We start from the raw sequence: 23,547 nt of genomic DNA, 5'->3' as shown, positions 1-23,547 counted from the left end.
CATCTTTGCGCCCGCGCGGCGTCCGTCTTCGGCTTCCTATGCTCAACACCTGGTCCTTCAAGCGCCGTATCGGCCTGCTCGTCGTCTCGGCAGTCATCGGTGTCGTCTGCCTCGTCACCCTGTCCGCACTGAAGTCACGCAACGGCATCCTGCAGATGCGCCGCGACGCGCTGCAAGCCGCCGTGGAGTCCGTGCACAACGCGGTCACCCACTACCAGCAACTCGCCGCCGCCGGCAAGATCAGCGTCGAGGACGCGCAGGCCGCGTCACGCGAGGCGATTCGCGGCGCACGCTTCGGCGGCGCGGACGGCCGCAGCGAATACTTCTACGCCTGGACCATGGACGGCGTTTCGGTGATGCACCCGATCAAGCCGGAGTGGATGGGCCAGAACATGGCCGACAAGCTCAAGGACGGCCTGGGCCGCTACACGCTGAAAGACTTGAGCGCTGCCGTGCGTGCCTCGTCCAACGGCCGCGCCTTCGTCGACACCCACTTCCCGCGCCCGGGCAGCACAGAGCCGGTGCCGAAGCTGCAGTACGTGATCAGCGTGCCGCAGTGGAACTGGGTCGTCGGTGCCGGTCTGTACATGGACGATGTCGGCGCCGTCATCGCGGCCGAAGTGGTGCGCGACCTCGTCGTCGGCGTGGTGCTGCTGGTCATCGTCGGTGGCGCCGGGGTGCTGATCGCTCGCAGCGTGCTGACGCAGCTGGGCGGCGAGCCCGCCGAGGCGATCGCGACGATGTCGGCCGTCGCCCGGGGCGACCTGTCGGTCACCGTGCGGGCCGCGCCGGCCGGCAGCCTGATGGGACAGGTGCAGCAGATGGTCGGCTCACTCTCGGGCACGGTGTCCCAGGTGCGGCTGTCAACCGATTCCATCCGCACGGCCTCGACCGAAATCGCCGCCGGCAACCACGACCTGTCGTCGCGCACCGAGCAGATGGCCTCCAGCCTGCAGCAGACCGCCAGCTCGATGGAAGAGATGACGGCGGCCGTCGGCCAGTCCGCCGACAACGCACGGCAGGCCAACCAGCTGGCGGTGTCCGCCGCCGAGGCCGCTGCACGCGGCGGCGAGGTCGTCGCGCAGGTGGTCGGCAGCATGCAGCAGATCACCGCCAGTTCGCGCAAGATCGCCGACATCATCGGCGTCATCGACGGCATCGCGTTCCAGACCAACATCCTGGCGCTGAACGCGGCCGTCGAAGCGGCGCGCGCCGGCGAGCAGGGCCGCGGCTTCGCGGTCGTGGCCGGCGAGGTGCGCACGCTGGCCCAGCGCTCGGCGCAGGCCGCGCGCGAGATCAAGAGCCTGATCGGCACGTCGGTCGACAACGTCGAGGCCGGCGAACAGCTCGTCGCGCAGACGGGCGAGGCGATGCAGGAGATCGTGCAGAGCGTGCGCCGCGTCTCGACCCTGATCGGCGACATCGCCACCGCCGCCGAAGAGCAGCGCGACGGCATCGGGCAGGTCAACCAGGCCGTGGCGCAGCTCGATCTCGTCACGCAGCAGAACGCGGCGCTGGTCGAGGAGTCGGCCGCCGCGGCACAGTCGCTGCGCGATCAGGCGCAGCAGCTGGCCGGCGCGGTCGCGGTGTTCCGTCTGCGCAACGAAGGCGGGGCGCCGCTGCAGGACGCGCCGACCGCTCGTGTCGGGACGGCACCGTCCCGGCCGGCGATGGGCTGGGCCGCGGCCTGAGGCCCTGATCAGAACCACTTGCGCGTGCGGGCCGCGTACTCCAGGTACGCCGGCCCGAACTTGCTGCGCAGCCAGCGTTCCTCGAACGCGATGTACCAGCGGTCGGCCACCCCCGCGAAGGCCGCCGCCAGCCCCAGCGCGGGCACCGAGCGCAGGCACAGCGCCAGCCCCAGCAGCACCAGCGTGAAGCCGAGATACATCGGATGCCGGCTGAGCCGGAACACGCCGCCCGTCACCAGTTGCCCCGGCTCGTCGAAGGTGTAGACGTTGGTGCGCGCCCTGGCAAACTGCACCCGGGCGGCGACCAGCAGCACCAGCCCTGCAGCGACCGCCGCCGCCCCGCCCAGCCGGCCGGTGGTGGGTAGGGCGTCGGCGCCGGGCACGCGCTCCGCCGCGAACATCGCTGCGGCGCACAGGGCAAACAGAACCGGTGGAAGGAGCTTTTTCATGCGAGGGCGGAACACGTCGAATGGCGATGCACGCACTGTAGGCAGCCGCCTCGCGCCGAGAAACTCGCATTCCGCCGGCACGCCGCTGCGGCCGCAACCGCCGCGCAAGCAGCCGGCACAAGAGCGTTCGCGGCACACGGTGGACGCGATCCTCGAAGCCGCAACTCGCGTTTTCGACCACGAAGGGGCGGGCGCGACCACCAACCGCATCGCCGAGGTGGCCGGCGTCGGCATCGGCTCGCTGTACCAGTACTTTCCCAACAAGCAGGCGCTGCTGACGGCACTGCACGAACGCCATCTCGATGAGGTCGCCGACGCGGTGCTCGACGCGCTCGACGGCGCCGCCGTGCCCTTGCGCGACACCATCGCCCGCCTCGTGCAACGCAGCCTTGCGGTGCACCGCCATCGGCCCGCACTGCAGCGCATGCTGCACCTGGAGCTGCCGCAGCTCGCCCAGCACGACAGCGCCAGCCCCGCGAAGCAGCGGGTCGCGCAACAGGTGCACCGGTGGCTCGAATCCCGGGCCGGCGCGCTCGGCATCGGCGATGCCGCGCTCGCGACCCGCACGCTGCTGACGGTGGGAGAGGGCCTGGTGCACCAGGCCGTGCTGAACCCGCCGCCGGGCGTCAGCGACACCGCGCTCGCGGATGAGATCGCCCGCGCCCTGTGCGGCTACTTAACCGAGGCTAGCACTCGCAAGCTTGGCCCCGAAGCCTAGGAACAGGCCGCCGACGCTGCCCGTGCCGGCGGCCGCCAGCCGGCGCCGGCGGCGGAACTGCTGGGCCAGATAGGCGCCGCCGAAAATCAGCAGCGACAGGTAGGCCGCGCTGCAGATCTGCACGATCGCACCCAGCAGCAGGAACGACAGCTCCGGGTGGGCATAGGCCGGGTCGACGAACTGGATGAAGAAGGACACGAAAAACAGGATGGCCTTCGGATTCATCAGGCTGATGACCAGCGCGGCGCGAAAAGGTCGGCTGGCGTCAGGCGCCGCCTCGGGAGCCAGTTCGCCGCGGCCGCGCCATGTCGCCACTGCCGAGCGCAGCAGGCCGATGCCGACCCACGTCAGGTAGGCGGCGCCGGCGTATTTGAGGGCCAGGAACAACGCAGGCGTGGTTTTCAGCAGCGACGCGGCACCGCCGGCCGACAGCAGCATCAGGATCGCGTCGCCGGCAAACACGCCGCAGGCGCCGCGGTAGCCGGCCGCCACCCCCCAGCGCGACGCGACCGACATCACATAGAGCGAGTTGGGGCCGGGCAGCAGCACGATGAAGACAGTGCCGAGGATGTAGGTGGTGAGGTCGGTGATGCCGTAAATCATGGCGCAGCTCGCGTGGCACAAGACAGGCGTCGATTCTTCCACGGCAGCGGCCGGCGCAGTGCCGCCCGGTGCATACGCCGGCGACGGGTTCTCGTGCTTCGCCGGTCCCGGCGCCACCGCTGGCGTGCCGTATCAGCGGCGCTGCTGCCGCATGAATTCCGCTTTCAACCGCTGCCCTTCAGCAGCCGGTGCGCACACGCCAACGCCTGCTGTTCGTACGAGCCGCCGAACAGCAGCACGTGATTGAGCAGGTGGTAGAGCTGGTACAGCGCGCGCCGGCGGGGGTAGCCCTCGTGCAGGCCTGCGGCCTGCCGGTAGGCCTGCCAGAAGCCCGATGGCGGGCCGCCGAACAGCTCCATCATCGCGAGTTCCGCCTCGGCGTCCGAGCACGAAACGGCCGGGTCGTAGACCACCGGCGTGCCGTCGGTCAGCATGGCCCAGTTGCCGGACCACAGGTCGCCGTGGACCAGGCTGGCGCGCGGCGCGTAGCCGTCGTCGAAGCAGCCGGGCAGGGCCGCGATCACCTGGTCGACCGCGGCCCGCAGTGCGGCCGGTGCGCCGCGATGGGCCAGCCGCGCGTTCAGGGCGCCGAGCCGCTCGTGCGCCACGAAGGCGATCCAGCCGTTGCGACCACCGTGCGCGCTCCACCGGTTGCGCTGCGGTGTGCCGCCGAGCATGTTGTCACGATGCCATCCGAAACATCCGCCCCCTGCGGGCGGCAGGGCCCGGTGCAAGGCACCGAGCGCCCGCCCGAAGCGTTCACCGAAGCCCGCGTCGGGCAGGCGCAGCGTCATCCACTGCATCGCCAGCACGGCGAGTCCGGCCTCTTCGTCGCACCAGCAGCCGTGCACCGCCGGCACTGCGACCGTGCGAGTGGCCGCCAGCGCGTCGAGCCCGTCCGCCTCGGCTTCGAGCACCGGCGCCGACGACATCGGCAGCGACTTCACGAACGCGTCCATGCCGCGACCGCGCGCGTGCCACGTCGAGCAGAAGCTGCTGGCGCGCAAGGGCTGTGCGGACCACCGGCCACCGAAGCGGCGCGTCAGTGACCGGGCCAGGGTCTCGGAGTCGTTCATCGCGCTTGCTTTCGCGGTTGCAGACGACAGCGGCCCAGACTACCGCGGTTGGCCGCCACGCGCACGGGTTCCGCCGAAATCCAGCTCGCACAGCAGTTGCGCGGTCTCTCGCGTCAGCCGCGTGGCCGGCCGGGCGCGCGGCACCGCAAGCACCAGGCTGTTGCGGATCACCGGCGGGCCGATGCGTGCGCATTGCAGTGCCGGCCGGCCGTCGGCCAGTTGCACCGCCGTCTCGGGCAGGAGGGTGCAGCCGACACCTTGCGCCACCAGCGACAGCACCGTCTGCACCGCCCCCACCTCGGCCACCACCTGCAACTCGACACGCCGCGGCCGCAATGCCGCGTCGACCAGGCTGCGGATCGCGTTGGGCGCGCTGGGCAGCACCAGCGGATAGTTCGACAGCGCCGCCAGCCCCACGCGGGCGGGCAGCCTCGGGTGCCCTGGGGGTGCCACCAGCACCAGCGGGTCGTGCGTCAGCACCCGGTAGTCGAGTTGCGGTGACGCCGGCGGATCGAACAGCAGCGCCAGGTCCAGTCGGCCGGCGACCAGCCATTCGCGCAGGTGCAGGCTCAGGCCCTCGGACACCGTGATCACGGCCCGCGGAAACTGCGCCCTGAAGCGCTGCACCAGCGGGGCGCTGACGCGCGAGGCCACGCGCGGCGGCAAGCCCACGACCACACGCCCACCGGGACTGGCATGCAGCTCGCGCAACTCGTCGCGCGCCCGCTGTGCGATGTCGAGCATCGCGCGGGCGTGCACCAGCAGCGCCTCGCCCGCCTCGGTCGGCGTGACGCCGCGGCCGGTGCGTGTCAGCAGCCGCTGGCCCAGGTCGGCCTCCAGCAAGGCGACCTGACGGCTCAGCGACGGCTGCGCGAGGTTCAGCGCCGCCGCCGCACGGCTGAAGCTGCCGGCGTCGACGATGCTGGCGAAGTACTGCAACTGCCTCAGGTCCATAGCCGGCAAGCATAGCTGCTATAGGCACCATGCCCTTACGCTCTGGCGCTGCGCTGCCCAGAATCTGCACATGACGTTCACCCTGCCTGCCGGCGCCTGCAATGCCCACTGCCATGTGTTCGGGCCGCGCGACCGGTTTCCCTACGCCGCCGAGGCCAGCTTCGTGCCCGCGGAAGATGCCCCCAAGGAGACGCTGTATGCGCTGAACGACCGCCTCGGGCTGCAGCGCTGCGTGGTCGTGCAATCGGCCTGCCACGGCTTCGACAACGCGGCCACCGAAGATGCGTTGGCCGGGCGCCCGGGCCGCTACCGCGGCGTCGCGCTGCTGCCGACCGAGGTGTCCGATGCCGAGTTGCGCCGGCTCGACGCGGCCGGCTTGCGCGGCGTGCGCTTCAACTACATGGGTCACCTCGGCCGCGCGACGCCCATCGACGATGTGCTGGCGCTCGGCGCGCGGCTGGGCCCGCTCGGCTGGCACCTGCAGCTGCACGGCGCACCGTCGATGCTCACCGAGCTGGGCCCCGCACTGCGGCGTTCGCCGGTGCCCGTGGTGATCGACCACATCGGCCGCATCGATGCCGGCCTGGGCCCGGACCAGCCTGCCTTTCGTGCCCTGCTGGCGCTGATGGAAGACCAGCGCTTCTGGGTCAAGGTCAGCGGCATCGACCGCATCAGCCGCGCCGGCCCGCCGTATGCCGACGCCTTGCCGTTCGCCCGGACGCTGGTGCGTGAGTTCGGCGACCGCGTGCTGTGGGGCAACGATTGGCCGCACCCCAACCACGCCGGCCCGGTGCCCGACGAGGCGCAGTTGGTCGCGCTGATCGCGCAGATTGCACCGGACGAACACGCGCGGCAACGCCTGCTGGTCGACAACCCGCAGCAGCTGTACCGCTTCGAGGAGCCTGCGGTATGAGATTCAAGGACAAGGTGGCCATCGTCACCGGCGCCGGCTGCGTCGGCGAAGGCTGGGGCAATGGCCGCGCGGTGGCGGTGCGGCTGGCGCAGGAAGGCGCCCGCGTGCTGGCGGTCGACCGCGAGCCGGCGCGGCTGGAAGAAACGCTGGCGCGCGCCGGCGAGGCCCGCACGTCGATCCGCAGCTTCAGCTGCGACGTGACCAGCAGCGACGGCGTCGCGGCGATGGCCGCGGCGTGTCTCGAGGCCTACGGCCGCATCGACGTGCTGGTCAACAACGTCGGCGGCTCGGCGCCGGGGGGCCCGGTCGAAATGAGCGAAGAGGTGTGGGACACGCAGGTCGACGTCAATCTCAAGAGCGTGTTCCTGACCTGCAAGCACGTGCTGCCGACCCTGCTGGCGCAGCGCTCGGGCGCGATCGTCAACGTCGCGTCGACCTCCGGGCTGCGCTGGACCGGCAGCGCGCAGGTGGCCTATGCGGCCACCAAGGCCGGCGTGATCCATTTGTCGCGCGTGGTGGCGGTGCAGCACGCACCGCACGGCGTGCGCGTCAACTGCGTGGTGCCCGGGCAGCTGCACACGCCGATGGTCGAGGCGCGGCTGGCGAAACAACGCACCGGCGGCGACGTCGACGCGCTGCTTGCACAACGGCAGCGGCGCATCCCGCTCGGCTTCATGGGCGACGGGCGCGACACCGCGAGCGCAGTGCTGTTCCTCGCCAGCGACGAGGCCCGTTTCATCACCGGCACCGAACTGGTCGTCGACGGCGGCATGACCGCACGCTGCGACTGACCCCCATCTACGACAGGAGACAACCATGATCAATCGCCGCACCTGGATCGCCGCGCTGGGCCTGGCCGCCTGCACGGCCGCCTCGGCACAGGCGCAGACCACCCGCATCGTCGTGTCCTTCCCGCCGGGCGGGCCGGTCGACTTCGTCGCCCGCGCGCTGGCCGAGCAGCTCGGCAAGGAGCTCGGGCACACGGTGGTGGTCGAGAACAAGGGCGGCGCCAACGGCGCACTCGGGGCGGCCGAAGTGGCGCGCTCGACGCCGGACGGCAGCACCTTGTGGATCACCAGTGTCGGCGCGGCCGCGATCAACCCGTCGCTGTACGGCAAGCTCGCCTACGACATGCAGCGCGACTTCACCCCGGTGTCGCTGGTGGTCAACAACGTCGAGCTGCTGGTCGTCAATGCCAAGGACCCGGCCCAGGACGCCGCCGCGTTCGTCGCCGGCAGCAAGCGGGCGGCAGAGCCTTACGCCATGGGCTCGTCCGGCATCGGCAGCATCCCGCACTTCGCGATCGAGCAGCTCGTCGACGCGACCGGCGCGAAGATCACGCACATCCCCTACCGCGGCGCCGCCCCCGCCATCACCGACCTGATGGGGGGACAGGTGCAGGGCTTCTTCGGCGACATCCCAGGCCTGATCGGGCATGTGCGGGGCGGCAAGCTCAAGGCCATCGGCCTGGCGTCGACCCAGCGGCACCCGGCGCTGCCCGACGTGAAGACGCTGGCCGAGCAGGGCATCCCCGGCGTCGACACCAACAACTGGTATGCGCTGTTCGCGCCGGCCAGGACGCCGCCCGCCACCATCGCCAGCCTGAACCAGGCGGTGCGTCGTGCGCTGAACGACCCGGGGCTGAAGGACAAGCTGCTCAACACCGGCGCCGAGCCGGCACCGTCCACGCCCCAGGAGCTGGCCAGGCTGCTGCGGCGTGACACCGAGAAGTGGGCCGCGCTGATCAAGGCCAAGAACATCAAGGCCGAATGATGAGCGTGCGTGTTCCCCTCGTGCAGCCCGGCACCCGGGCCGAACTGGCCGACACCGAGGCACGCATCCTCGCCGAGCGCGGCCGCGTCTCGCTGCTGTACCAGGTGCTGTTGAACAGCCCGCCGGTCGCGGCCGGCTGGGAACGCCTGCTGACCGCCGTGCGCAACCAGACCGGCGTGCCGGCCGACCTGCGCGAACTGATGATCCTGCGGGTGGCCGTGCTCAACCGCGCCGGCTTCGAGTTCGACGCGCACGTGCCGCATGCCGAGCGGGCCGGCCTGGGCGCCGACAAGATCGCGGCGGTGCGCGAGCCCGGCCTCTCGGCCGTCTACAGCCCGCTCGAGCGCCTGGCGCTCGAACTGACCGACGCGATGACGCGCGACGTCGAGGTGCCCGACGCCCTGTTCGCGCAATTGCAGGCGCATTTCGATGCACAGCGCCTGGTCGAACTGGTGGCCACCGTGGCGGCCTACAACATGGTCTCGCGCCTGCTGGTGGCACTGAAGGTGGAGCATTGAGCATGTCGAGTGCGCCCCCGCCGCTGTGGCTGCTCAAGTTCACCTGGAGCACGGCCGGCGAGGCCATGACGGCAGCGCTGCAGGGCCGAGCCGACGCCGTTCTGTGCCGCGCCCTCGACGCCGACCTCGGCCACGCCTATCTGCACGACACCGCCTCACCGGGTGCCGGCTGGCTGCCGCTGCACCCGCTGCTGCACCTGCGCGGCGCGGCGGCGGGCGGCGACGCGCGCTACCACTACGTCGTCGAGACCGACGTGCTGCCGGAGCAGGAAGCCGACTTCAACGACTGGTACGACACCGAACACCTGCCGGGGCTGGCCGCGGTGCCGGGCACCGTGCACGCCGCGCGCTACCGCTGCGACACCGCATCGCCCCGCTACTACGCCTGCTACGACCTGGCCGACCGCGCCACCTTCGGCAGCCCGGACTGGCTGGCCGTGCGCGGCACGGCATGGAGCAGCCGCGTACGCCCGGCATTTCGTCACACGCGCAGGACGATGTTCGAGCGGGTCGCGCTGGAATAGGGCACCGTCGCCATCGGCGGTTATGCTGCACGGCGTGCCCCGGTCTTGATTTCGAGGCACGCGCCCCCAGTTGTCAGCGTTTGACGAAGTAGCGGCGCCCACGAAGCGCCCCGTGATGAAGACACCCTCCCTGCTGCTCCCCCGAGACCCCGCCTCCGCCTCCATCCGACGCGTGCCGGCCCAGGCCGACACCGAAGAACACCGGGCCGTGCAACGCCGGAACCGCCGCGCCGCCGAACTGGCGCACCTCGACAGTCTCAACACCGAGCTCGCGTTCCACGGCTACCCGGACAGCTTTGCCACCGCGCGCCGCCTGGGCCGCCGCGTGACCCTGTTCGTCGGCCCGCCGAACAGCGGCAAGACGCACGCCGCCTTCGAGCGGCTGGCGCAAACGGAATCGGGTGCCTATCTCGCACCGCTGCGGCTGCTCGCGCTCGAAGGCCGCGACCGGCTCGAAGCGCGCGGCGTGCCGTGCTCGCTGCTGACCGGCGAGGAGCACGTGCCGTCCCCGGGTGCGCGGGCGGTGTCCAGCACCGTCGAGATGGCCAACACGCGCGAGATGGTCGACGTCGCGGTGATCGACGAAGCGCAGATGCTGTTCGACCCCGATCGCGGCTGGGCCTGGACGCAAGCCATCGTCGGCGTGCCGGCCTGCGAGCTGATCGTGATCTGCTCGGCCTATGCGGTCGACGCCATCCAGCGCCTGCTGGAGGTGTGCGGCGAGACCGCCGAGGTGCGCCACTTCGAGCGCAAGCAGCATGTGCAGCTGCTGAAGACGCCGGTGCCGCTGGCGTCGCTGAAAAAGGGCGACGCCGTGGTGGCCTTCAGCCGGCGCGACGTGCTGATGCTGCGCGACCGCATCGCCGAGAACGGCCACCCGGTCAGCGTGATCTACGGCGCGCTGCCGCCCGAGGTGCGACGCGGCGAGGCCGAGCGCTTCGCCAGCGGCGAGTCGCACGTGCTGGTGGCCACCGACGCGATCGGCATGGGCCTGAACCTGCCGATCCGGCGCGTGCTGTTCAGCACCGTCAACAAGTTCGACGGCGTCGCCGACCGCGACCTGACCGAGAGCGAAGTGCACCAGATCGCGGGCCGCGCCGGCCGCTTCGGGCTGCACGAGGAAGGCTTTGCCGGCGTGCTGCGCGAAGCCGACGGCAGCTCGCTGCGCGTGCTGCAGCACCTGCTGCAGCGCCAGCCCACGGCGCCCGCCGGTTTCAAGGCGCGCGTCGCACCCACCGCATGGCATGTGCAGACCATCGCCGAGCGGCTGGGACGCCAGCGCCTGCGCGACGTGCTGGGCGTGTTCATGGAGCAGCTCGAGCTCGACAACCAGCACTTCGAGGTTGCCGAGCTGGAGAACATGCTGCAGATCGCCGACCACCTCGACCGCATCGCCGGCACGCTGACGCTGCGCGAGCGCTTCGTCTATGCGCAGGCGCCGGTCGATCCGGACGCCGGCTACCAGCTCGACCACTACCTGGCCTGGGCCGCCCACCATGCCCGCAACGGCACGGCAGGCGAGCCGGGCTTCCTGTACGAAGTCGACGGCCAGAGCCGCCTCGACCGCATGGAACAGGCCCTGCGGCTGTGTTCGCTGTGGCTGTGGCTGGACCTGCGCTTCGAAGGCGTGTACGGGCACGTCGAGTCGGTCACCGCGCTGCGCGACGAACTGAACCGCGGCATCGAACGCCAGCTCAAGAGCCGGCGGCCGCTGTGGCAGGTGCGCCGCGGCAGGCGCAACTGAAGCACCGGTTCAATAGTGCGGCGGCAGCTCCTCGCGCAGGCTGCGCGGCGCCGCCCCGGTGCTGTCCTGCGTGCGCTGGCGCAGGCCGGTCAGCTCGCGTGCCAGCGTCTCGAGCTGCGCCTGCTGGCGCACCACCACCTCGTTGAGCCGGTCGATCATGTCCTCGGCATAGCTGGCCTTGATCTCGAGGTCGATCAGGCGCTGTTCGATGCGGTCTTCCATGGCCGCTATTGGACGCGAGTTTCGGGCGCGGGTTTTCGTCTCGGCGCCGGGCTCGCTCCGGCAGCCCGGTCAGGCGGGCGACGAACGCATGCCATAGGCCTTGCCGCCGACGAACACGTACTCTGCGCGGAGCACCGGCTCGCCCTTTTCGCCGTCGAAGCCGAAGCCCAGCACGGCCAGCGGCGTGCCAGGCTGGATCTCGGGCACCTGCCAGGCCTGCACCCGCGTCAGCGGCGCCAGCTCGATGGTCCAGCGCTTGTCGCGGCGGGTCGGCAGCTGCGCGGCGGCCAGCAATGCCGGGCCGTCGACCGGGGCGGTCTGTCGCGGCAGCACGCGCTGCTTCAGGTCGGCCGGCAGCTGCAGGTCGCCAGCCAGCTCGAGCACCAGTTCGACGTGGGGGTTGCGCCATTGCACGGTGGCGGCCCGGCCCTCGAGATAGAGCGGGCGGGTCTGGTCGAAGCTGCTCCAGCCGTGGTGCGCGCGGGCCGAGCCGGCCCACCAGGGCCACAACGCAGCGCTGCCGGCGGCGAGCACGCGCCGTCGTGAGACTGGGCAGGTCGTCATCGCAAACTCCTCTTCAGAGGTAGGCCATCCAACGCCCGCAGATGATGACAGCGAGCCATATCCCCAGCGACAGCACGGTCTGCGCCCGCGCCAGCGCATCGGCCCGGTGCACCCCGCCACGCAGGTGGAACATCGCCGCGTTGAGCCCGGCGAACGCCAGCAGGCCGATCTTCCAGACAAAGGCCCGGTTGGCCAGCAGCTCGCCGGGCTGGCTCGCGAACATCAGCAGGCCGCTGGCGGCGGCGAGCAGAAAGCCGGCCACGCTGAGACGCAGCGACAGCCGCGCAAGCGCCGCCGTCGGCAGCTCGCTCGCAAAGCCCCAGACACGCAACTCGAAGACCACCAGGCTGCCGAGCAGCAGCGCGATGCCGACGATGTGCACCACCTCGAGCGCCGGGTAGGCATCAGGGTGCGCGGCGACCCACGACAGCCCGTCGAACTCGGCCAAACGCTGCAATGCAGTGGACATGGAGGTGAACGGTAGCAAAACCGCGCGACCCCGGCGCCCGCGACCGCGAATTCACGCCGCGGGGGCGACGCTCAGCCCGTCGCGCCGCAGCCGCGGCGGATCGTCGAAATGGGCGAAGCGCTCGCCGCCGATGCGGGCCAGCAAGGCGTCGGCACGGCCGCGGTCGGCGGGTGCCAGCGCGCGATAGGCGTCGCGCGCACGCTGCAGCATCCACAGGCTGTAGGGCCGCACGATGCGCTGCCCTTGGCACCCTTCGAGTTCGAAAGCGTGCATGCCGAGCGTGCGCGGCAGCGGCTCGCCGGGGTGCCCCGCCATGCGCGCAGCGACACGGCGTGCCGAATCTTCCAGCACCGGCATCTGCTCGCGCATCATGCGGCGCAGCACCGGCAGCAGCGTGTCCGGAATCTCGTCGCCGGGCAGGAACGCGCCGCTCGCCGGCGGCGGCGGCCCGGGCCTTTGCATGCATTCCACCCAGCGCGCCACCCGGGGCGCCAGCCGCTTCATCAGCTCGCCGCTGGCCGGGTCGCGGTACTGGTGGGCATAGAGCGGCCCGACCAGGCCGAAGTCGCCGATCGACGGGCCTGTCCCCAGCAGATGGGAGTGCCGTGCGAAGTGCCGGTCCAGCTCGCCGAGCAGCGCTTCGTACGAGGCCTCGACCGCTGCATGCATCGACGGCTCGGCGCCCAGCAGCACCGCCGCCTGTGCGAACGGTTGCGCCAGCTTCGCGCCGATGCGGCGCTGCTCGTCGGGTGCGGCCGCCGGCGCATTGAGTTCGCCGAAGCCCTGCATCGCCCATTCGCGGTTGTGGTGCCAGCGGTAATGCATGGCCGGGATCACCAGCCACTCGTCGCCATAGAGTTCCAGCAGCAGTGACGCCAGGTGTTGCACGGGGCCGGGCGGGTACACCGGAGGCCCCGGGTGCCGGTGCTCCAGCGCATCGATGATGTCGGTGCTGTCCTGCAGCGTTTCGCCGGCGGGCGTCACGACGACCGGGATGACCGGAAAGCCCACGCGCGGCAGGATGACCTCGCGATAGACCTGCGCATCGGCCGGCACCTCGTCGTGCGGCAGCCCCTTCCAGCGCAGATAGGCGCGCACCTTGCCGGTGAAGTAGCTGATCTCGGCACCGTAGAGCGTGTAGCGGTTCGTCATGTCGGAGGGCTTTGCAGGGCGACAGGCCGCATCGTCGCTGCTGCGCGCGGTGCACGCTGTCCTGTGCATGACATGGCGGCCGGCACGGCCGGTTTCGCCGCCCGCACCGCTGCGCGTAGACTGCCCGCCGACCACAGGACAGAGGGCCGACCATGAAGCTGCCGACCTGGCAAGGACCGTTCTTTCGACGCTGCACCCGCGTGACCACGGCGTGGCTCGTCGCCACCGCGCTGGCGTCGTGCGGAGGCGGAGGCGGGGGCGGCAACAGCCACCCCGAGCCGCCGGCCGGCGTCTGGTGGCGGCCCGCCGTCGACACGACCTGGCAGTGGCAGCTGACCGGCACGCTGCAGACCGCGCACGACGTCGCGATGTACGACGTCGACCTGTTCGAAACCTCGGCAGCCGCCATCGCCGGGCTGCAGTCCGCGGGACGCAAGGTGGTGTGCTACTTCTCCGCCGGCAGCTCCGAAGACTGGCGCGACGACCACGCACAGTTCGAGGCCGCGGATCAAGGCAACCCGCTCGACGAGTGGCCCGGCGAGCGGTGGCTCGACGTGCGGTCGAGCAATGTGCGCCGCATCATGAGCGATCGCCTGGAGCTGGCGAAGACCAAGGGTTGCGACGGCGTCGAGCCCGACAACGTCGAGGGCTACACGCACGCGACCGGCTTTGCGTTCACCGCACAGGACCAGCTCGACTTCAATCGCTACCTCGCCGAGCAGGCCCACCAACGCGGCCTTGCGATCGGCCTGAAGAACGACATCGCCCAGTTGGCTGCGCTCGAGCCGCACTTCGACTTCGCCGTCAACGAACAGTGCCACGAGTACGACGAGTGCGGCAGCTATGCCGTGTTCACGTCCAACGGCAAGCCGGTCTTCAACGCCGAATACCTGGCGGTGTATCGCGACAACACCGGCGGCGCGCGCGACGCGTTGTGCACGGCCGCACGTGCCGCCGACCTGCGCACGCTGGTGCTGCCGCTCGCGCTCGACGGGTCGTTCCGTCACAGCTGCGACGCAACGCCGTAACGTCGACGGCGCATCGTTCACGCTGGCGGCAGCGGCGTCGAGCCGCGTGCGCATCGACGCGTTGCGCATTGCTTCGATGACGCGAGGCGCAGCCTAAAACCAGCTGAGAACGAGGCGCGTTTTTCGCACGCGCAGCATCGTTGCGATTTTCGGAATGGCTCTTTGCGGGCTTTGCAACGACGCTGTTTTCGACGTGTCGCAACAGCACATGCACCCCGCGCAAAGCCGCACCAGTGCTGGCTTTGCGGCGGGTGGCCCACATCTGCCGCGCGCACTGCACAGGCTGTGGCGTCGCAGATACAGCCAAACTTGACCAGGGGGATTCCACCTAGAAGTGTCATGCACGCATGGTCCACTCGCGCACGCCTACCGCTTCAAAAAGAGCAAGGGCTCGGCACCCGGTGCCGACTCATCAACATAACCCCTGAGGTTGAAGTCATGAAAAAGACGCTCATTGCCATGGCCGCGCTCGGCGCGCTGTCCGGCGCTGCACAAGCGCAGTCCAACGTCACGCTGTACGGCCGTGTGGACCTGGGCCTGGCTCGCAACATCGGCGAAGACCACTTCGTGATGCAAGAAGGTTCCGGCAGCCGTCTGGGCGTGCGCGGCGCCGAAGACCTGGGCGGCGGCCTGAAGGCGGTGTTCAATATCGAGCACCGCTTCAAGGCTGACACCGGCGTCGCCAACGACACCTTCTGGGCCGGCCGTTCGGTGGTCGGTCTGCAAGGCGGCTTCGGTGAAGTGCTGCTCGGCCGCGAATACGTGCCGGCCCGCAACATCGCCAACAAGACCGACCCCTGGGGCGGCGACACCGTGGCGAAGATGGAACCCATCCTGTTCGGCGGCATCCTGCCGGCACGCCAGCCCAACTCCATCACCTACTCGACGCCCGACTTCAGCGGCCTGAAGGCGCAAGCCCAGGTCTCCATCGACGAAGTGGCCGGCAACGACAACAAGGCCTTCTACAGCGTGAACGTCAGCTACGCCGCGGGTCCGGTGTGGGCCGGCTACGGCTACAGCAAGTCCGGTGTCGACGACAACACCTGGCACATCGTCAGCGGTTCGTATGACTTCGGCATGGCCAAGCTGATCGCGGCTTACGGCCAGGGCACGCCCGAAGGCGCCGGCGCCGCCGACAAGCACCGCAGCTACCTGATCGGCGCCACCGCCCCGATCGGCGGCGGCGACTTCCGCGTGGCCTACGGCAAGCTGGAAACCGTCGATCCCGACGAAGACGTGTCGAGCAAGTTCGGCATCGGCTACCACTACCCGCTGTCCAAGCGCACGACCGTCTACGTCGACGTCGCCAACGACAGCGAAGCCGACGAAGACAAGACCGGCGTCGACTTCGGTATCAAGCACAACTTCTGATGACCGCGGGCCTGCAAGGGCCCCCGTCATTTCGATTGCAACTGTCTCCTGGGTGCTAAACCATCCAGTGAGAATTTCGGCCCCCACCTGGGGGCCGTTTTTTTTCTGTTTCTGGCCCACCCCCTACTGGCTGCGCCGGCCCCCTCGAAGGGGCAACACCAGCGGACCGGCGAAGCCGGATCCGCGGTGTTCGCTGGGCCGGCACAAGCCGTGCGCGAGCGCGGAGGCTGCCGAGATGCCGCAGCGTGCCGGTCTCTTGCAGATCGGCAAGAGAGCTATTTCTGCCCGCAGCGTGGCATGCTTCGATCCTGGGCGCCTGTGAACAGGATGGAGGGCCGAGGGCGTGTCGACCACAGGCCACGACGAGAGGGATCGCCAATGACCTTGCCGATGGGCAGCCGGATCGCCGAATTCGAGGTGAACGAAATCCTGGGAGAAGGAGGCTTCGGCGTGGTCTATCTCGCCGCCGACACCCAGCTCGGCAGGCGCGTCGCGTTGAAGGAATACATGCCGGCCAGCCTGGCGGTGCGGCGGCCGGACCAGTCCATCGCGCCGCGCTCGCAACAATGCGAGGAAGCGTTCGAGCTGGGCCGGCGCAGTTTCGTCAACGAAGCGCGTCTGCTGGCGCAGTTCGAGCACCCGGCGCTGGCGAAGATCTACCGCTTCTGGGAAGAGCGTGGCACGGCGTTCATCGTGATGCCGTACTACGAAGGCGAGACGCTCAAGAGCTACCTGCGCGCCCATCCCTATCCGTCACAGGCATGGCTGCTCGGCATCCTGGCCCCGCTGATGGACGCGCTGGCCACCTTGCATGAGCGCCAGTGCTACCACCGCGACGTGGCGCCCGACAACATCCTGCTGCTGCCCAACGGCCGGCCGCTGCTGCTGGACTTCGGCGCGGCACGGCAGGTCATCGGCCAGGCGACGCAGGCGCTGACGGCCATCCTCAAGCCGGGCTTTGCACCGCTCGAACAATATGCCGACACGCCGGGCATGAAGCAGGGCCCGTGGACCGACGTCTACGCGCTGGCGGCCGTGCTCTACAGCGCCGTCACCGGCAAGGCGCCTCGCGCATCGGTCTCGCGCGTGCTGCACGACGACCTGGAGCCGGCCGCCCGCCTGGCCGGCTCGCAATATTCGCCGGGTTTTCTGGCCGCCATCGACGCCGGGCTCGCGCTGATGCCGGAAGCGAGGCCGCAGACGATGGCCGAGTTTTCGGCGCTGCTCAAGAGTTCGGCGCCGCCGCCCGACGAGCGCACCGTGGTGCTGCCCGCCACCGCCTCGCACGCGGCGGCGCCGGCCCCGCGCAGCCAGCCGGCCAGTGCACCGTGGACAGCCACCGCACCGGACACCGGTGCCACGGTGGTCGAACACCGGGCCCCTCGCAGCGAACGGCCCGCCGCCCCTGTTTCCGCGATGCCTGCCTCGGAGCCGCCGCACCGCCGCATCTGGCCGGCGGTGTCGATCGCCTTGGCACTGGCGGCAGCCGGGGGTGGCGGGTGGTGGTGGTCGGCTTCGCGCGGGCCGCAAGAGGCCGGCGCCCGGACGACCGCCGCACAGCCCCCTGCCGCAGCCCCTGCTGCGGCGCCATCGGCCCAACCCGCCGCGGCGGTGACCGTACCGCCCGCACCGGCAGAGGTCGATGCGCCGGCCAGCCGGCCTGCCGCGGAACCGGTCTCCGCCGCTCCCACCGCCATTCCAGCACCCGCCCCCGCACAAGAGGCCGCCGCACCGCCGCCCCCGGTGGCCGCGCCGAGAGCCGCCCCGGCGCCGCGCCCGGAAGCGCGCAAGCCAGCCGCTCCCAGCCGGGCCCCCGCGGCCGAAGCACCGGCCGGCCGGTCCACCGCCGACGCCGCCGCGTGCGCCGAAGTGCTGCAGCGCTTGTCGATGGGCGAGGACTCCCCCGCGCTGCGCCAGAAACTGCAGTCGCTCGATTGCGGTTGAGCCGGCTCGCGCCGGGATGGAACACGCGATGTCGATTTCGGCGGCGCTGGTTCGTCGTGAGCTTGTCATCCCTCAAAAACCTGATGAAAGGACCCCCCACCATGGCCACCGGTACCGTCAAGCTCCACCGCGTCCTGCGCGCCCCCCCCGATCGGGTCTATCGCGCTTTCCTCGAGGCCGATGCCGTCGCCAAATGGCTGCCTCCGTATGGCTTTACCTGCCAGGTCCACCACCTGGAGGCCAAGGTCGGCGGCACGCACCGGATGTCCTTCCGCAACTTCAGCACCGGCCACAGCCACTCCTTCGGCGGCGAGTACCTGGAACTGGTGCCGTCCGAGAAGATCCGCTACACCGACAGCTTCGACGACCCGAACCTGCCCGGGCAGATGAGCGTGACCGTCACGCTGCGCAAGGTGTCCTGCGGGACCGAGCTGAGCATCGTCCAGGAAGGCATCCCCGAGGCCATCCCCGCCGAGATGTGCTACCTCGGCTGGCAGGAATCGCTGGTGCAGCTGGCGCGGCTGGTCGACCCGGAGATCCCGGACTGACCGGCCAGCGCCGCGCAGGGGGGATCAGAACCGCGTGCGCACGCCGACCGCCACCGAGCGGCCCTTGTCCTGCCGACGCACGCGGTCTTCCATGCCGACGATGTAGAGCTCGGTCTCGCTGTCGTACGACCACAGCAGTGCACCGCTGAACGTCGTGTGCCTGCGGTCGACCGCCGCGCCTTCGCTGCGTGTCTGCGCCACCTGGCCCAGCAGCGTGAAGTCGCGCACCGGCACCGACAGGCCCGCCGAGCCGGTGCGCGTGCGCACCTCCAGCGTGTGGTCGCTGGTGCCGCCGAACTGACCGAAGGCCTTGAACAGCCCGAAGCTGTACGACGCGTTCAGCATCCATGCGGTTTCGTCGAGACCGTCGCGGTAGCCGTCGTCGACGGTTATCTTCTGGGCTGCCGCCGCCAGCGACAGCAGGCCGAAGGCGTAGTAGCCGTTGACGCCCCAGTAGTCGCCGCGCAAATCGCCCGGGCCGCGCGCGTAGGTCAGCGTGCCGGCGGCGCTGCTTTCCTCGAAACGGGGCAGCGTGTACGAGACGGCGCGGTCCCAGTAGAAGTCGCCCTGCACGCCGTCGAGCCCGCCGCTCGCGAACATGTGTCGCACGGCCGGCGAGAAGAACACCGAATTGCCGAGCGCATTGAAGCGGGTCACCGTCTCGAACAGCGGGGTCTGCACCCGCCCGGCACGCCACAGCCCCCAGGGCGAGCCGAGCGACGCGAAGGCGTTGCGCGAGAACAGCGGGTCTTCGTCGTTGCGGCCGGTCTTCAGGTCTTCGAGCCGCAGAAAGGTCTCGAGCGTGATGCCGGGCGCCAGGCCGTTCTCGAAGGTGTACTTGCCGGTCACGCCGGCGAACGAGGCCGTCATCGAGTTGCTGGCGAAGCGGTGCTCGCGCTCGGTGCCGGCCGGCTGGAATTCGCCGTACGAGAAGTCGATCACGCCGTAGTAGCTGCCGTCGGCCTGGGCGTGCGCCGCTGGGGCGCCGAAGGCCGCCAGCAGCACTGCCACCGCAGATGCTCGCGAGCGTTGTCGACTCATGCCTGTCCTCCTTCGGGGATCGATGTGTTTCATGCGAACGCTGCCGCCAGCGCCACCGCGTTCATCACGGCGTGCAGCGCGATGCACCGGCCCAGACGTCGGTCGCGCTGATAGACGATGCCGACCAGCAGCGCCGGCACCGCCACCCACCACCCGGCGGCGTGCTGCCAGGCCCAGGCGTGCGCCGCACCGAACGCTGCCGCCGTCAGCGCGTTCGCCACCCTCGGTGTCACGCGACGCCGCAGCAGTTCTTCGTGCAGGCCGGCCCGGAACACCGTCTCTTCGGCCAGCGGAGCCAGCAGCAGCCACACGGCCGCGCGTGTTGCATCGGCCGGCGACAGCACGGCGCCACCGGCGGCCAGCATCAGCAGCAGGGCACCGCCGCTGAGGGCCCGTGCCGTGGGCGCCGGCATCGAACGCTGCGTTGTCGCGCGGGCGAAGACGATGCTCATGCCCGTCTCGCGCGCTGCGCCTGCCATCGACGCCAGCCGAGCACCGCGGCCGCCAGTGCGACCAGCAGCCACAAGGTGGGGTCGCGCAGCGTCGTGCCGCGCGCCATCGAGCAGCCGCCGCCCGAGCCGCCGGAGGCCTCCTCGGGCCGGCCGCTCAGGCTCACCTCGGCCGGCTGCGCATTGCTCTCGACCAGCAGCGTGCCGCTGCCCGTGGCGGTGGAGGTCGGCACGAAGCTGACCGAGACCGAGCACTCCTGCCCCGGCGTCAGCGAGAACGGCCACTGCGAGCAGGTGCGCGGGCGCACCTCGAACGGCCCGTCGATGGCGATGCCGGTGACCTGCAGCGTGCCGGAGCCGGCGCTGCGCAGCGTGAGTTCGCGCGGGGTCGACTGCGAGCCGACCTCGCTGCGCCCGAAGTCAAGCGCCGTGGCCGACAGCTCGAGCCCTGGCGCCGGGCCGGCCAGCCCCGTGCCCGCCAAGGTCAGCGCCGCAGGAGCGGTGCCATTCGACGCCACCTGTACCTGGGCCGTGCGTGCACCGGCAGCGTTGGGCGAGAAGCTCACCCGCACATTGCAGCTGGCACCCTCGAGCAGCACGTCGTCGAGCGCACAGCCCGACAACGTGACCAGATAGTCGCTGCTGGCGGTACCGATCGCGTTGACCAACTGCAGCAGGGCGTCGCCCGGGCCCTGGTTGCGCAGCACTGCGGTCTGCACGCCGGAGCTGCTGCCCACCGCCACATCGCCGAAGTCCAGCGACGCGACCGCCGGTGACCACACCAGCGACGGCATCGACTGCGCGACGCCGCTGCCACTGAGCGCCGCCTGGTGCGGCGCGCCGGCGGCGTTGTTCTCGACCACCACGGCGCCGGTGTAGGGGGCGCCTGCGGCGGCCGCATGGAAGCGCACCGGGATGTCGCAGTGCGCCCCGGCCGCCAGCGAGCTGCCGCACGGCGAAGCCTGTGCCAGCGTGTAGCCGCTGCCTTCGACCCGCACCGCCGTGATCAGCATCGGCGCGTTGCCGGTGTTGCGCAGGCGCACGCTGCGCGCGGGGTAGTCCCAGCCCGCCGTCTGGGCGCCGAAGTCCAGTGCCACCGGGTCGAACTGTGCAATGGGCGCCGGCACCGGCACCCCAGCGCCGCGCACGAACACCGACGCCGTGCCGCCGACGGCGTTGGATGCGATCTGCAGCGTCTGCTGCGGCTTCACGCCCACCGTCGTGGGCTGGAAACGCACCGTGACCGAGCAGGTCTGGCCGTTGGCCAACGGCGAGCGCGTGGTGCAGTCTTCGACGACGCTGTAGCCGTGGGCCACCGCGTTCGTGACGCTGACGCTGCTGATCTGCAGCGGCTCGTTGCCGGTGCTGGTGACCACCCGCGCGGGCAGCGAGGCCTGTTCGTGGATCACGACCTCGCCGAACTCCAGCGGCGAGGTGTCGAGCACCAGGTTGGCGATCGCCGCCGACGTGGCGTCGATGTTGACCGTGTGCGGCGAGCCGGACGCGTTGTCGGTGATCTGCACCTGGGCCGTCCGCGCGTCGCCGTCGACCGGCGGCGTGTAGACCACCTGCAGCGTGCACGACTGGCCCAACCCGGAGGTCGCCAGCACCAGGCCGTTGCTGCAGGTGTTGGCCGGCCCGAAGGCGAAATGCGTGGTGTCGGTGAGCGCGAGGCTGGACAGCGTCATCGGTGCGGTGCCGACGTTGGAAATGGTCGACGCGCCGCTGACCGGCGTGGTGCCCACGGTCGCCAGCGGCAGCAGTGCCGGGTTGGCCTGGAACACCGGCACCGGCGTCACGCCGTTGCCCGACAGCGGCACCTGGCGCGGGTTGCCCGCGCCGGTGGCCGGCGACGGGTAGGTGCCGCCGATGGTGACCGACAAGGTGGCGTTGCGTGCGCCGGCAGCGGCCGGGTCGAAGGTCACGGTCAGTGTGCAGGTGCTCTGCGCCGGCACACTGCTGCCGCAGGTCGACGCGGTGACCTGGAACTCGTTGGGAGCTGCGTTGCCGCCGCCGATCGAGGTGCTGAAAGACGCCGCTTCTTCGCGCAGGTTGGCGATCTGCACCGAGCGGGTCGACGTGGCATTCGTCAGCGTGTCGGCAAAGCTCACCGACGAGGTCACCACCAGCTCGCGCACCGCGCGCAGGAACACCTGGGCCGCCTGCAGGTCGGCGGTGCTGAGCGCGCCGATCTGGGGCGCCATCGACGTGCCGGCCACAGCCGCCTCCATCGCGGCGCGGTCGGCGGCATAGAGAAAGGCAGTGTTGGTGACGAAGCTGCGGCTGGCCGTCAGCGAGCCGCCATGGCAGCTGGCGCACACGCTGTTGTAGGTGCTGGCGCTGGGCAAGCTGAGCTGAGCCTGCGCAGCGCCGGCCGCGGCCAAAGCCACGGCCGCCAGCCACGCCCGCGCCGCCCGGCCCAGCAGGCGGCCCGTGATCGATGCCCTCATGATCTCCCCCTCTTGTTGGTCTGTGGCGGCTCAGGTGCAGTGGTCCACCTTGAACTCCACCCGCCGGTCGAGCGCGTCGCGCGCGTCGTCGGTACCGATGCCGATCAGTGCCTCGCGCGAGCCCTTGCCCGCCGGGCGCAGCAGGCGCGCCGAGATGTTGGCGTGGCGCTTGAGCAGACGCTCGACCGCTTCGGCCCGCTGCAGCGACAGCGCCTGGTTGCGGCTGGCCGAACCGGTGCGGCTGGTGTGCCCTTCGACGCGAACGCAGCTCGGTGCCTGCCCGATCTCGCGCGCAACGGTGGCCAGCCATTGCTGGTATTGGTTGCCCAGTGGCTCGACGAACTCGGTGCCGCCCGGCTTGAAGAGGATCTTCAGCGGCAGGCGCCGGTGCTCGAGGCCGGAACTCACCAGCCGCGCGAACGCCTGGTTGGCGGCGTCGGGCTGCCGCAGCTTGAGGCTGGTGGTGTACAGGCCGTTGAGCACGCGCAAATCACCCGGCTCGGCCAGCGGCAACGCTTCCTTGTACAGGCGGTTGGCGCCGGCGTAGTCGCCCTGCTCGTAGGCGATGATCGCTTCGTTGACGGTGGCGGCGGCATGCAGGCGACTCAGATAGTCCGGGTCGGCCGGATCGCCGATCTCGGTCAGGCGCTGGCACGACTTGATGTAGGCGGCAACCGTCTTGTCCTTGCTCCAGGTCGGGCTGTCCTGGTAGACGGCGAGCGGCTCTGCGTTGACCGATTCCAGCGTCGAATACTGCTCGCGCTTGGCCACGATCTTGTTCGTCTTCAGGTCGATCAGCGTGACCCACAGCCGCACGCTGTCGGCCGGGCTGTCGGCCACCATGGCGCGCTTGGCCACCGGCGTGACGGTGCCGATCAGCAGCAGCGGGTCGGCGGCCAGGTTGGCGCGTGTCAGCGGCACGACCTTCCAGTTGGGGTACAGCGATGCCACCTGCGCAGCGAGCTGTTCGCCCATCGACACCGTGCTGCGCGTCTGCGAGCCGGTGTTGGCGTCGATCAGCGGGTCGATCACGACGGTGCGCGGCGAACGACCCAGCTCGGCGGCCGCATCGGTGAACAGGTGGTTGCCGGCCAGTCGCACGGCCTGGTCGAAAGGCTGCGGCGCGCTGTCCTCGGCGGACGCGGCAGCCGGTCGCGCGGCAGGCGCGGCGCCGGTTGCGGGTGCGGCAGGGGCGGGCGCCGATGCGGTCGGTGCCACGGCGGGCGCGGTACATCCGGCGCTCCACAGCGAGGCGGCCAGCAACGCCGCGATCGGCAGCGGCTGGCGGCGAGCGGGGGTGGGCAGGTTCATGGTCGGCTCCTTGGCTTTCAGGATCGGCGCGGACG

General features: G+C 70.6%; 24 protein-coding genes. 12 read left to right on the top strand and 12 right to left on the bottom strand.

Features of this window, described 5'->3' with window-relative positions; genetic code table 11:
- The first annotated feature begins 38 nt into the window (after positions 1-38).
- A complete protein-coding gene (locus M8A51_RS22075) occupies positions 39-1,691 on the top strand; it encodes a methyl-accepting chemotaxis protein (protein ID WP_280926138.1) in 1,653 nt (550 codons plus the stop codon).
- Between the two features lie 8 nt (positions 1,692-1,699).
- Here M8A51_RS22075 and M8A51_RS22070 read toward each other — a convergent pair whose 3' ends face one another.
- Entirely contained in the window at positions 1,700-2,140 is a 441-nt protein-coding gene (locus tag M8A51_RS22070) for a methyltransferase family protein (RefSeq protein ID WP_251780701.1), read from the bottom strand.
- On the opposite strand from M8A51_RS22070, the gene M8A51_RS22065 reads away from it, so the two are divergent.
- Complete coding sequence (locus M8A51_RS22065; RefSeq protein ID WP_251780700.1) at positions 2,139-2,858, top strand: TetR/AcrR family transcriptional regulator; 720 nt, start codon at positions 2,139-2,141, stop codon at positions 2,856-2,858. The two genes, M8A51_RS22070 and M8A51_RS22065, sit on opposite strands and share 2 nt — an antisense overlap.
- Here M8A51_RS22065 and leuE read toward each other — a convergent pair.
- From leuE to M8A51_RS22050, 3 genes are all read right to left on the bottom strand, one after another.
- Positions 2,817-3,461: a leucine efflux protein LeuE gene (gene leuE, locus M8A51_RS22060; RefSeq protein WP_251780699.1), complete on the bottom strand. Its 645-nt coding sequence runs from the start codon at positions 3,459-3,461 to the stop codon at positions 2,817-2,819. The two genes, M8A51_RS22065 and leuE, sit on opposite strands and share 42 nt — an antisense overlap.
- A gap of 164 nt (positions 3,462-3,625) precedes the next feature.
- The gene (locus tag M8A51_RS22055) at positions 3,626-4,537 is read right to left on the bottom strand and encodes a fructosamine kinase family protein (RefSeq protein WP_251780698.1); all 912 of its coding nucleotides are present in this window, start codon (positions 4,535-4,537) and stop codon (positions 3,626-3,628) included.
- Between the two features lie 39 nt (positions 4,538-4,576).
- The gene (locus tag M8A51_RS22050; protein ID WP_251780697.1) at positions 4,577-5,491 is read right to left on the bottom strand and encodes a LysR family transcriptional regulator; all 915 of its coding nucleotides are present in this window, start codon (positions 5,489-5,491) and stop codon (positions 4,577-4,579) included.
- Between the two features lie 70 nt (positions 5,492-5,561).
- Here M8A51_RS22050 and M8A51_RS22045 point away from each other — a divergent pair, with 70 nt between their 5' ends.
- The 6 genes from M8A51_RS22045 to M8A51_RS22020 all read left to right on the top strand — a co-directional run bounded on the left by M8A51_RS22045 (position 5,562) and on the right by M8A51_RS22020 (position 10,963).
- Positions 5,562-6,404 (top strand): amidohydrolase family protein, encoded by an 843-nt coding sequence (locus tag M8A51_RS22045; protein WP_251780696.1) that lies wholly within the window; start codon positions 5,562-5,564, stop codon positions 6,402-6,404.
- A complete protein-coding gene (locus M8A51_RS22040) occupies positions 6,401-7,195 on the top strand; it encodes an SDR family NAD(P)-dependent oxidoreductase (protein WP_251780695.1) in 795 nt (264 codons plus the stop codon). The genes M8A51_RS22045 and M8A51_RS22040 overlap by 4 nt, the downstream gene beginning before the upstream one ends.
- 25 nt (positions 7,196-7,220) lie before the next feature.
- Positions 7,221-8,177: a Bug family tripartite tricarboxylate transporter substrate binding protein gene (locus M8A51_RS22035; RefSeq protein ID WP_251780694.1), complete on the top strand. Its 957-nt coding sequence runs from the start codon at positions 7,221-7,223 to the stop codon at positions 8,175-8,177.
- Entirely contained in the window at positions 8,174-8,695 is a 522-nt protein-coding gene (locus M8A51_RS22030) for a carboxymuconolactone decarboxylase family protein (RefSeq protein WP_251780693.1), read from the top strand. The genes M8A51_RS22035 and M8A51_RS22030 overlap by 4 nt, the downstream gene beginning before the upstream one ends.
- A gap of 2 nt (positions 8,696-8,697) precedes the next feature.
- Positions 8,698-9,219 carry a DUF4286 family protein gene (locus M8A51_RS22025; protein ID WP_251780692.1) on the top strand — a complete coding sequence of 174 codons (522 nt, stop codon included), beginning with the start codon at positions 8,698-8,700 and terminating at the stop codon, positions 9,217-9,219.
- A gap of 115 nt (positions 9,220-9,334) precedes the next feature.
- Positions 9,335-10,963, top strand: a complete 1,629-nt coding sequence (locus M8A51_RS22020; protein ID WP_251780691.1) for a helicase-related protein — start codon at positions 9,335-9,337, stop codon at positions 10,961-10,963.
- 9 nt (positions 10,964-10,972) lie between these two features.
- Here M8A51_RS22020 and M8A51_RS22015 read toward each other — a convergent pair whose 3' ends face one another.
- The 4 genes from M8A51_RS22015 to M8A51_RS22000 form a co-directional block, all read right to left on the bottom strand.
- On the bottom strand, positions 10,973-11,185 hold the full coding sequence (locus M8A51_RS22015; protein ID WP_251780690.1) for a SlyX family protein: 213 nt from the start codon (positions 11,183-11,185) through the stop codon (positions 10,973-10,975).
- Positions 11,186-11,254: 69 nt separating this feature from the next.
- On the bottom strand, positions 11,255-11,749 hold the full coding sequence (locus M8A51_RS22010; protein WP_251780689.1) for a DUF6152 family protein: 495 nt from the start codon (positions 11,747-11,749) through the stop codon (positions 11,255-11,257).
- Between the two features lie 13 nt (positions 11,750-11,762).
- Complete coding sequence (locus M8A51_RS22005) at positions 11,763-12,218, bottom strand: hypothetical protein (RefSeq protein ID WP_251780688.1); 456 nt, start codon at positions 12,216-12,218, stop codon at positions 11,763-11,765.
- A 51-nt stretch (positions 12,219-12,269) separates the two neighbouring features.
- A complete protein-coding gene (locus tag M8A51_RS22000) occupies positions 12,270-13,370 on the bottom strand; it encodes a glutathione S-transferase (RefSeq protein WP_251780687.1) in 1,101 nt (366 codons plus the stop codon).
- Between the two features lie 152 nt (positions 13,371-13,522).
- On the opposite strand from M8A51_RS22000, the gene M8A51_RS21995 reads away from it, so the two are divergent.
- The 4 genes from M8A51_RS21995 (at position 13,523) to M8A51_RS21980 (ending at position 18,261) form a co-directional block, all read left to right on the top strand.
- Entirely contained in the window at positions 13,523-14,398 is an 876-nt protein-coding gene (locus M8A51_RS21995; RefSeq protein WP_251780686.1) for an endo alpha-1,4 polygalactosaminidase, read from the top strand.
- Between the two features lie 438 nt (positions 14,399-14,836).
- Positions 14,837-15,769, top strand: a complete 933-nt coding sequence (locus tag M8A51_RS21990; RefSeq protein WP_251780685.1) for a porin — start codon at positions 14,837-14,839, stop codon at positions 15,767-15,769.
- A 378-nt stretch (positions 15,770-16,147) separates the two neighbouring features.
- On the top strand, positions 16,148-17,713 hold the full coding sequence (locus tag M8A51_RS21985; protein WP_251780684.1) for a serine/threonine-protein kinase: 1,566 nt from the start codon (positions 16,148-16,150) through the stop codon (positions 17,711-17,713).
- Between the two features lie 101 nt (positions 17,714-17,814).
- Positions 17,815-18,261 carry an SRPBCC family protein gene (locus M8A51_RS21980; RefSeq protein ID WP_251780683.1) on the top strand — a complete coding sequence of 149 codons (447 nt, stop codon included), beginning with the start codon at positions 17,815-17,817 and terminating at the stop codon, positions 18,259-18,261.
- A gap of 24 nt (positions 18,262-18,285) precedes the next feature.
- Here the strand turns inward: M8A51_RS21980 and M8A51_RS21975 are convergent, their stop codons facing one another.
- From M8A51_RS21975 to M8A51_RS21960, 4 genes are read right to left on the bottom strand one after another with little or no spacing between them, the layout of a single operon-like run.
- Complete coding sequence (locus M8A51_RS21975) at positions 18,286-19,302, bottom strand: porin (protein ID WP_251780682.1); 1,017 nt, start codon at positions 19,300-19,302, stop codon at positions 18,286-18,288.
- A gap of 29 nt (positions 19,303-19,331) precedes the next feature.
- Complete coding sequence (gene mrtJ, locus M8A51_RS21970) at positions 19,332-19,754, bottom strand: JDVT-CTERM system glutamic-type intramembrane protease MrtJ (protein WP_251780681.1); 423 nt, start codon at positions 19,752-19,754, stop codon at positions 19,332-19,334.
- Complete coding sequence (locus tag M8A51_RS21965; RefSeq protein WP_251780680.1) at positions 19,751-22,201, bottom strand: choice-of-anchor D domain-containing protein; 2,451 nt, start codon at positions 22,199-22,201, stop codon at positions 19,751-19,753. Before M8A51_RS21965 ends, mrtJ begins: the two co-directional genes overlap by 4 nt.
- Before the next feature lie 30 nt (positions 22,202-22,231).
- Positions 22,232-23,512, bottom strand: coding sequence for an OmpA family protein (locus M8A51_RS21960; protein ID WP_251780679.1), 1,281 nt, complete (start codon positions 23,510-23,512; stop codon positions 22,232-22,234).
- Positions 23,513-23,547 lie beyond the last annotated feature (35 nt).

Source organism: Caldimonas mangrovi (genome assembly GCF_023721835.1).
Classification (GTDB): Bacteria; Pseudomonadota; Gammaproteobacteria; order Burkholderiales; family Burkholderiaceae_C; genus Caldimonas; species Caldimonas mangrovi.
Note: the sequence above shows the minus strand (reverse complement) of the source record. Positions and strands in the feature narration are given on the sequence as shown.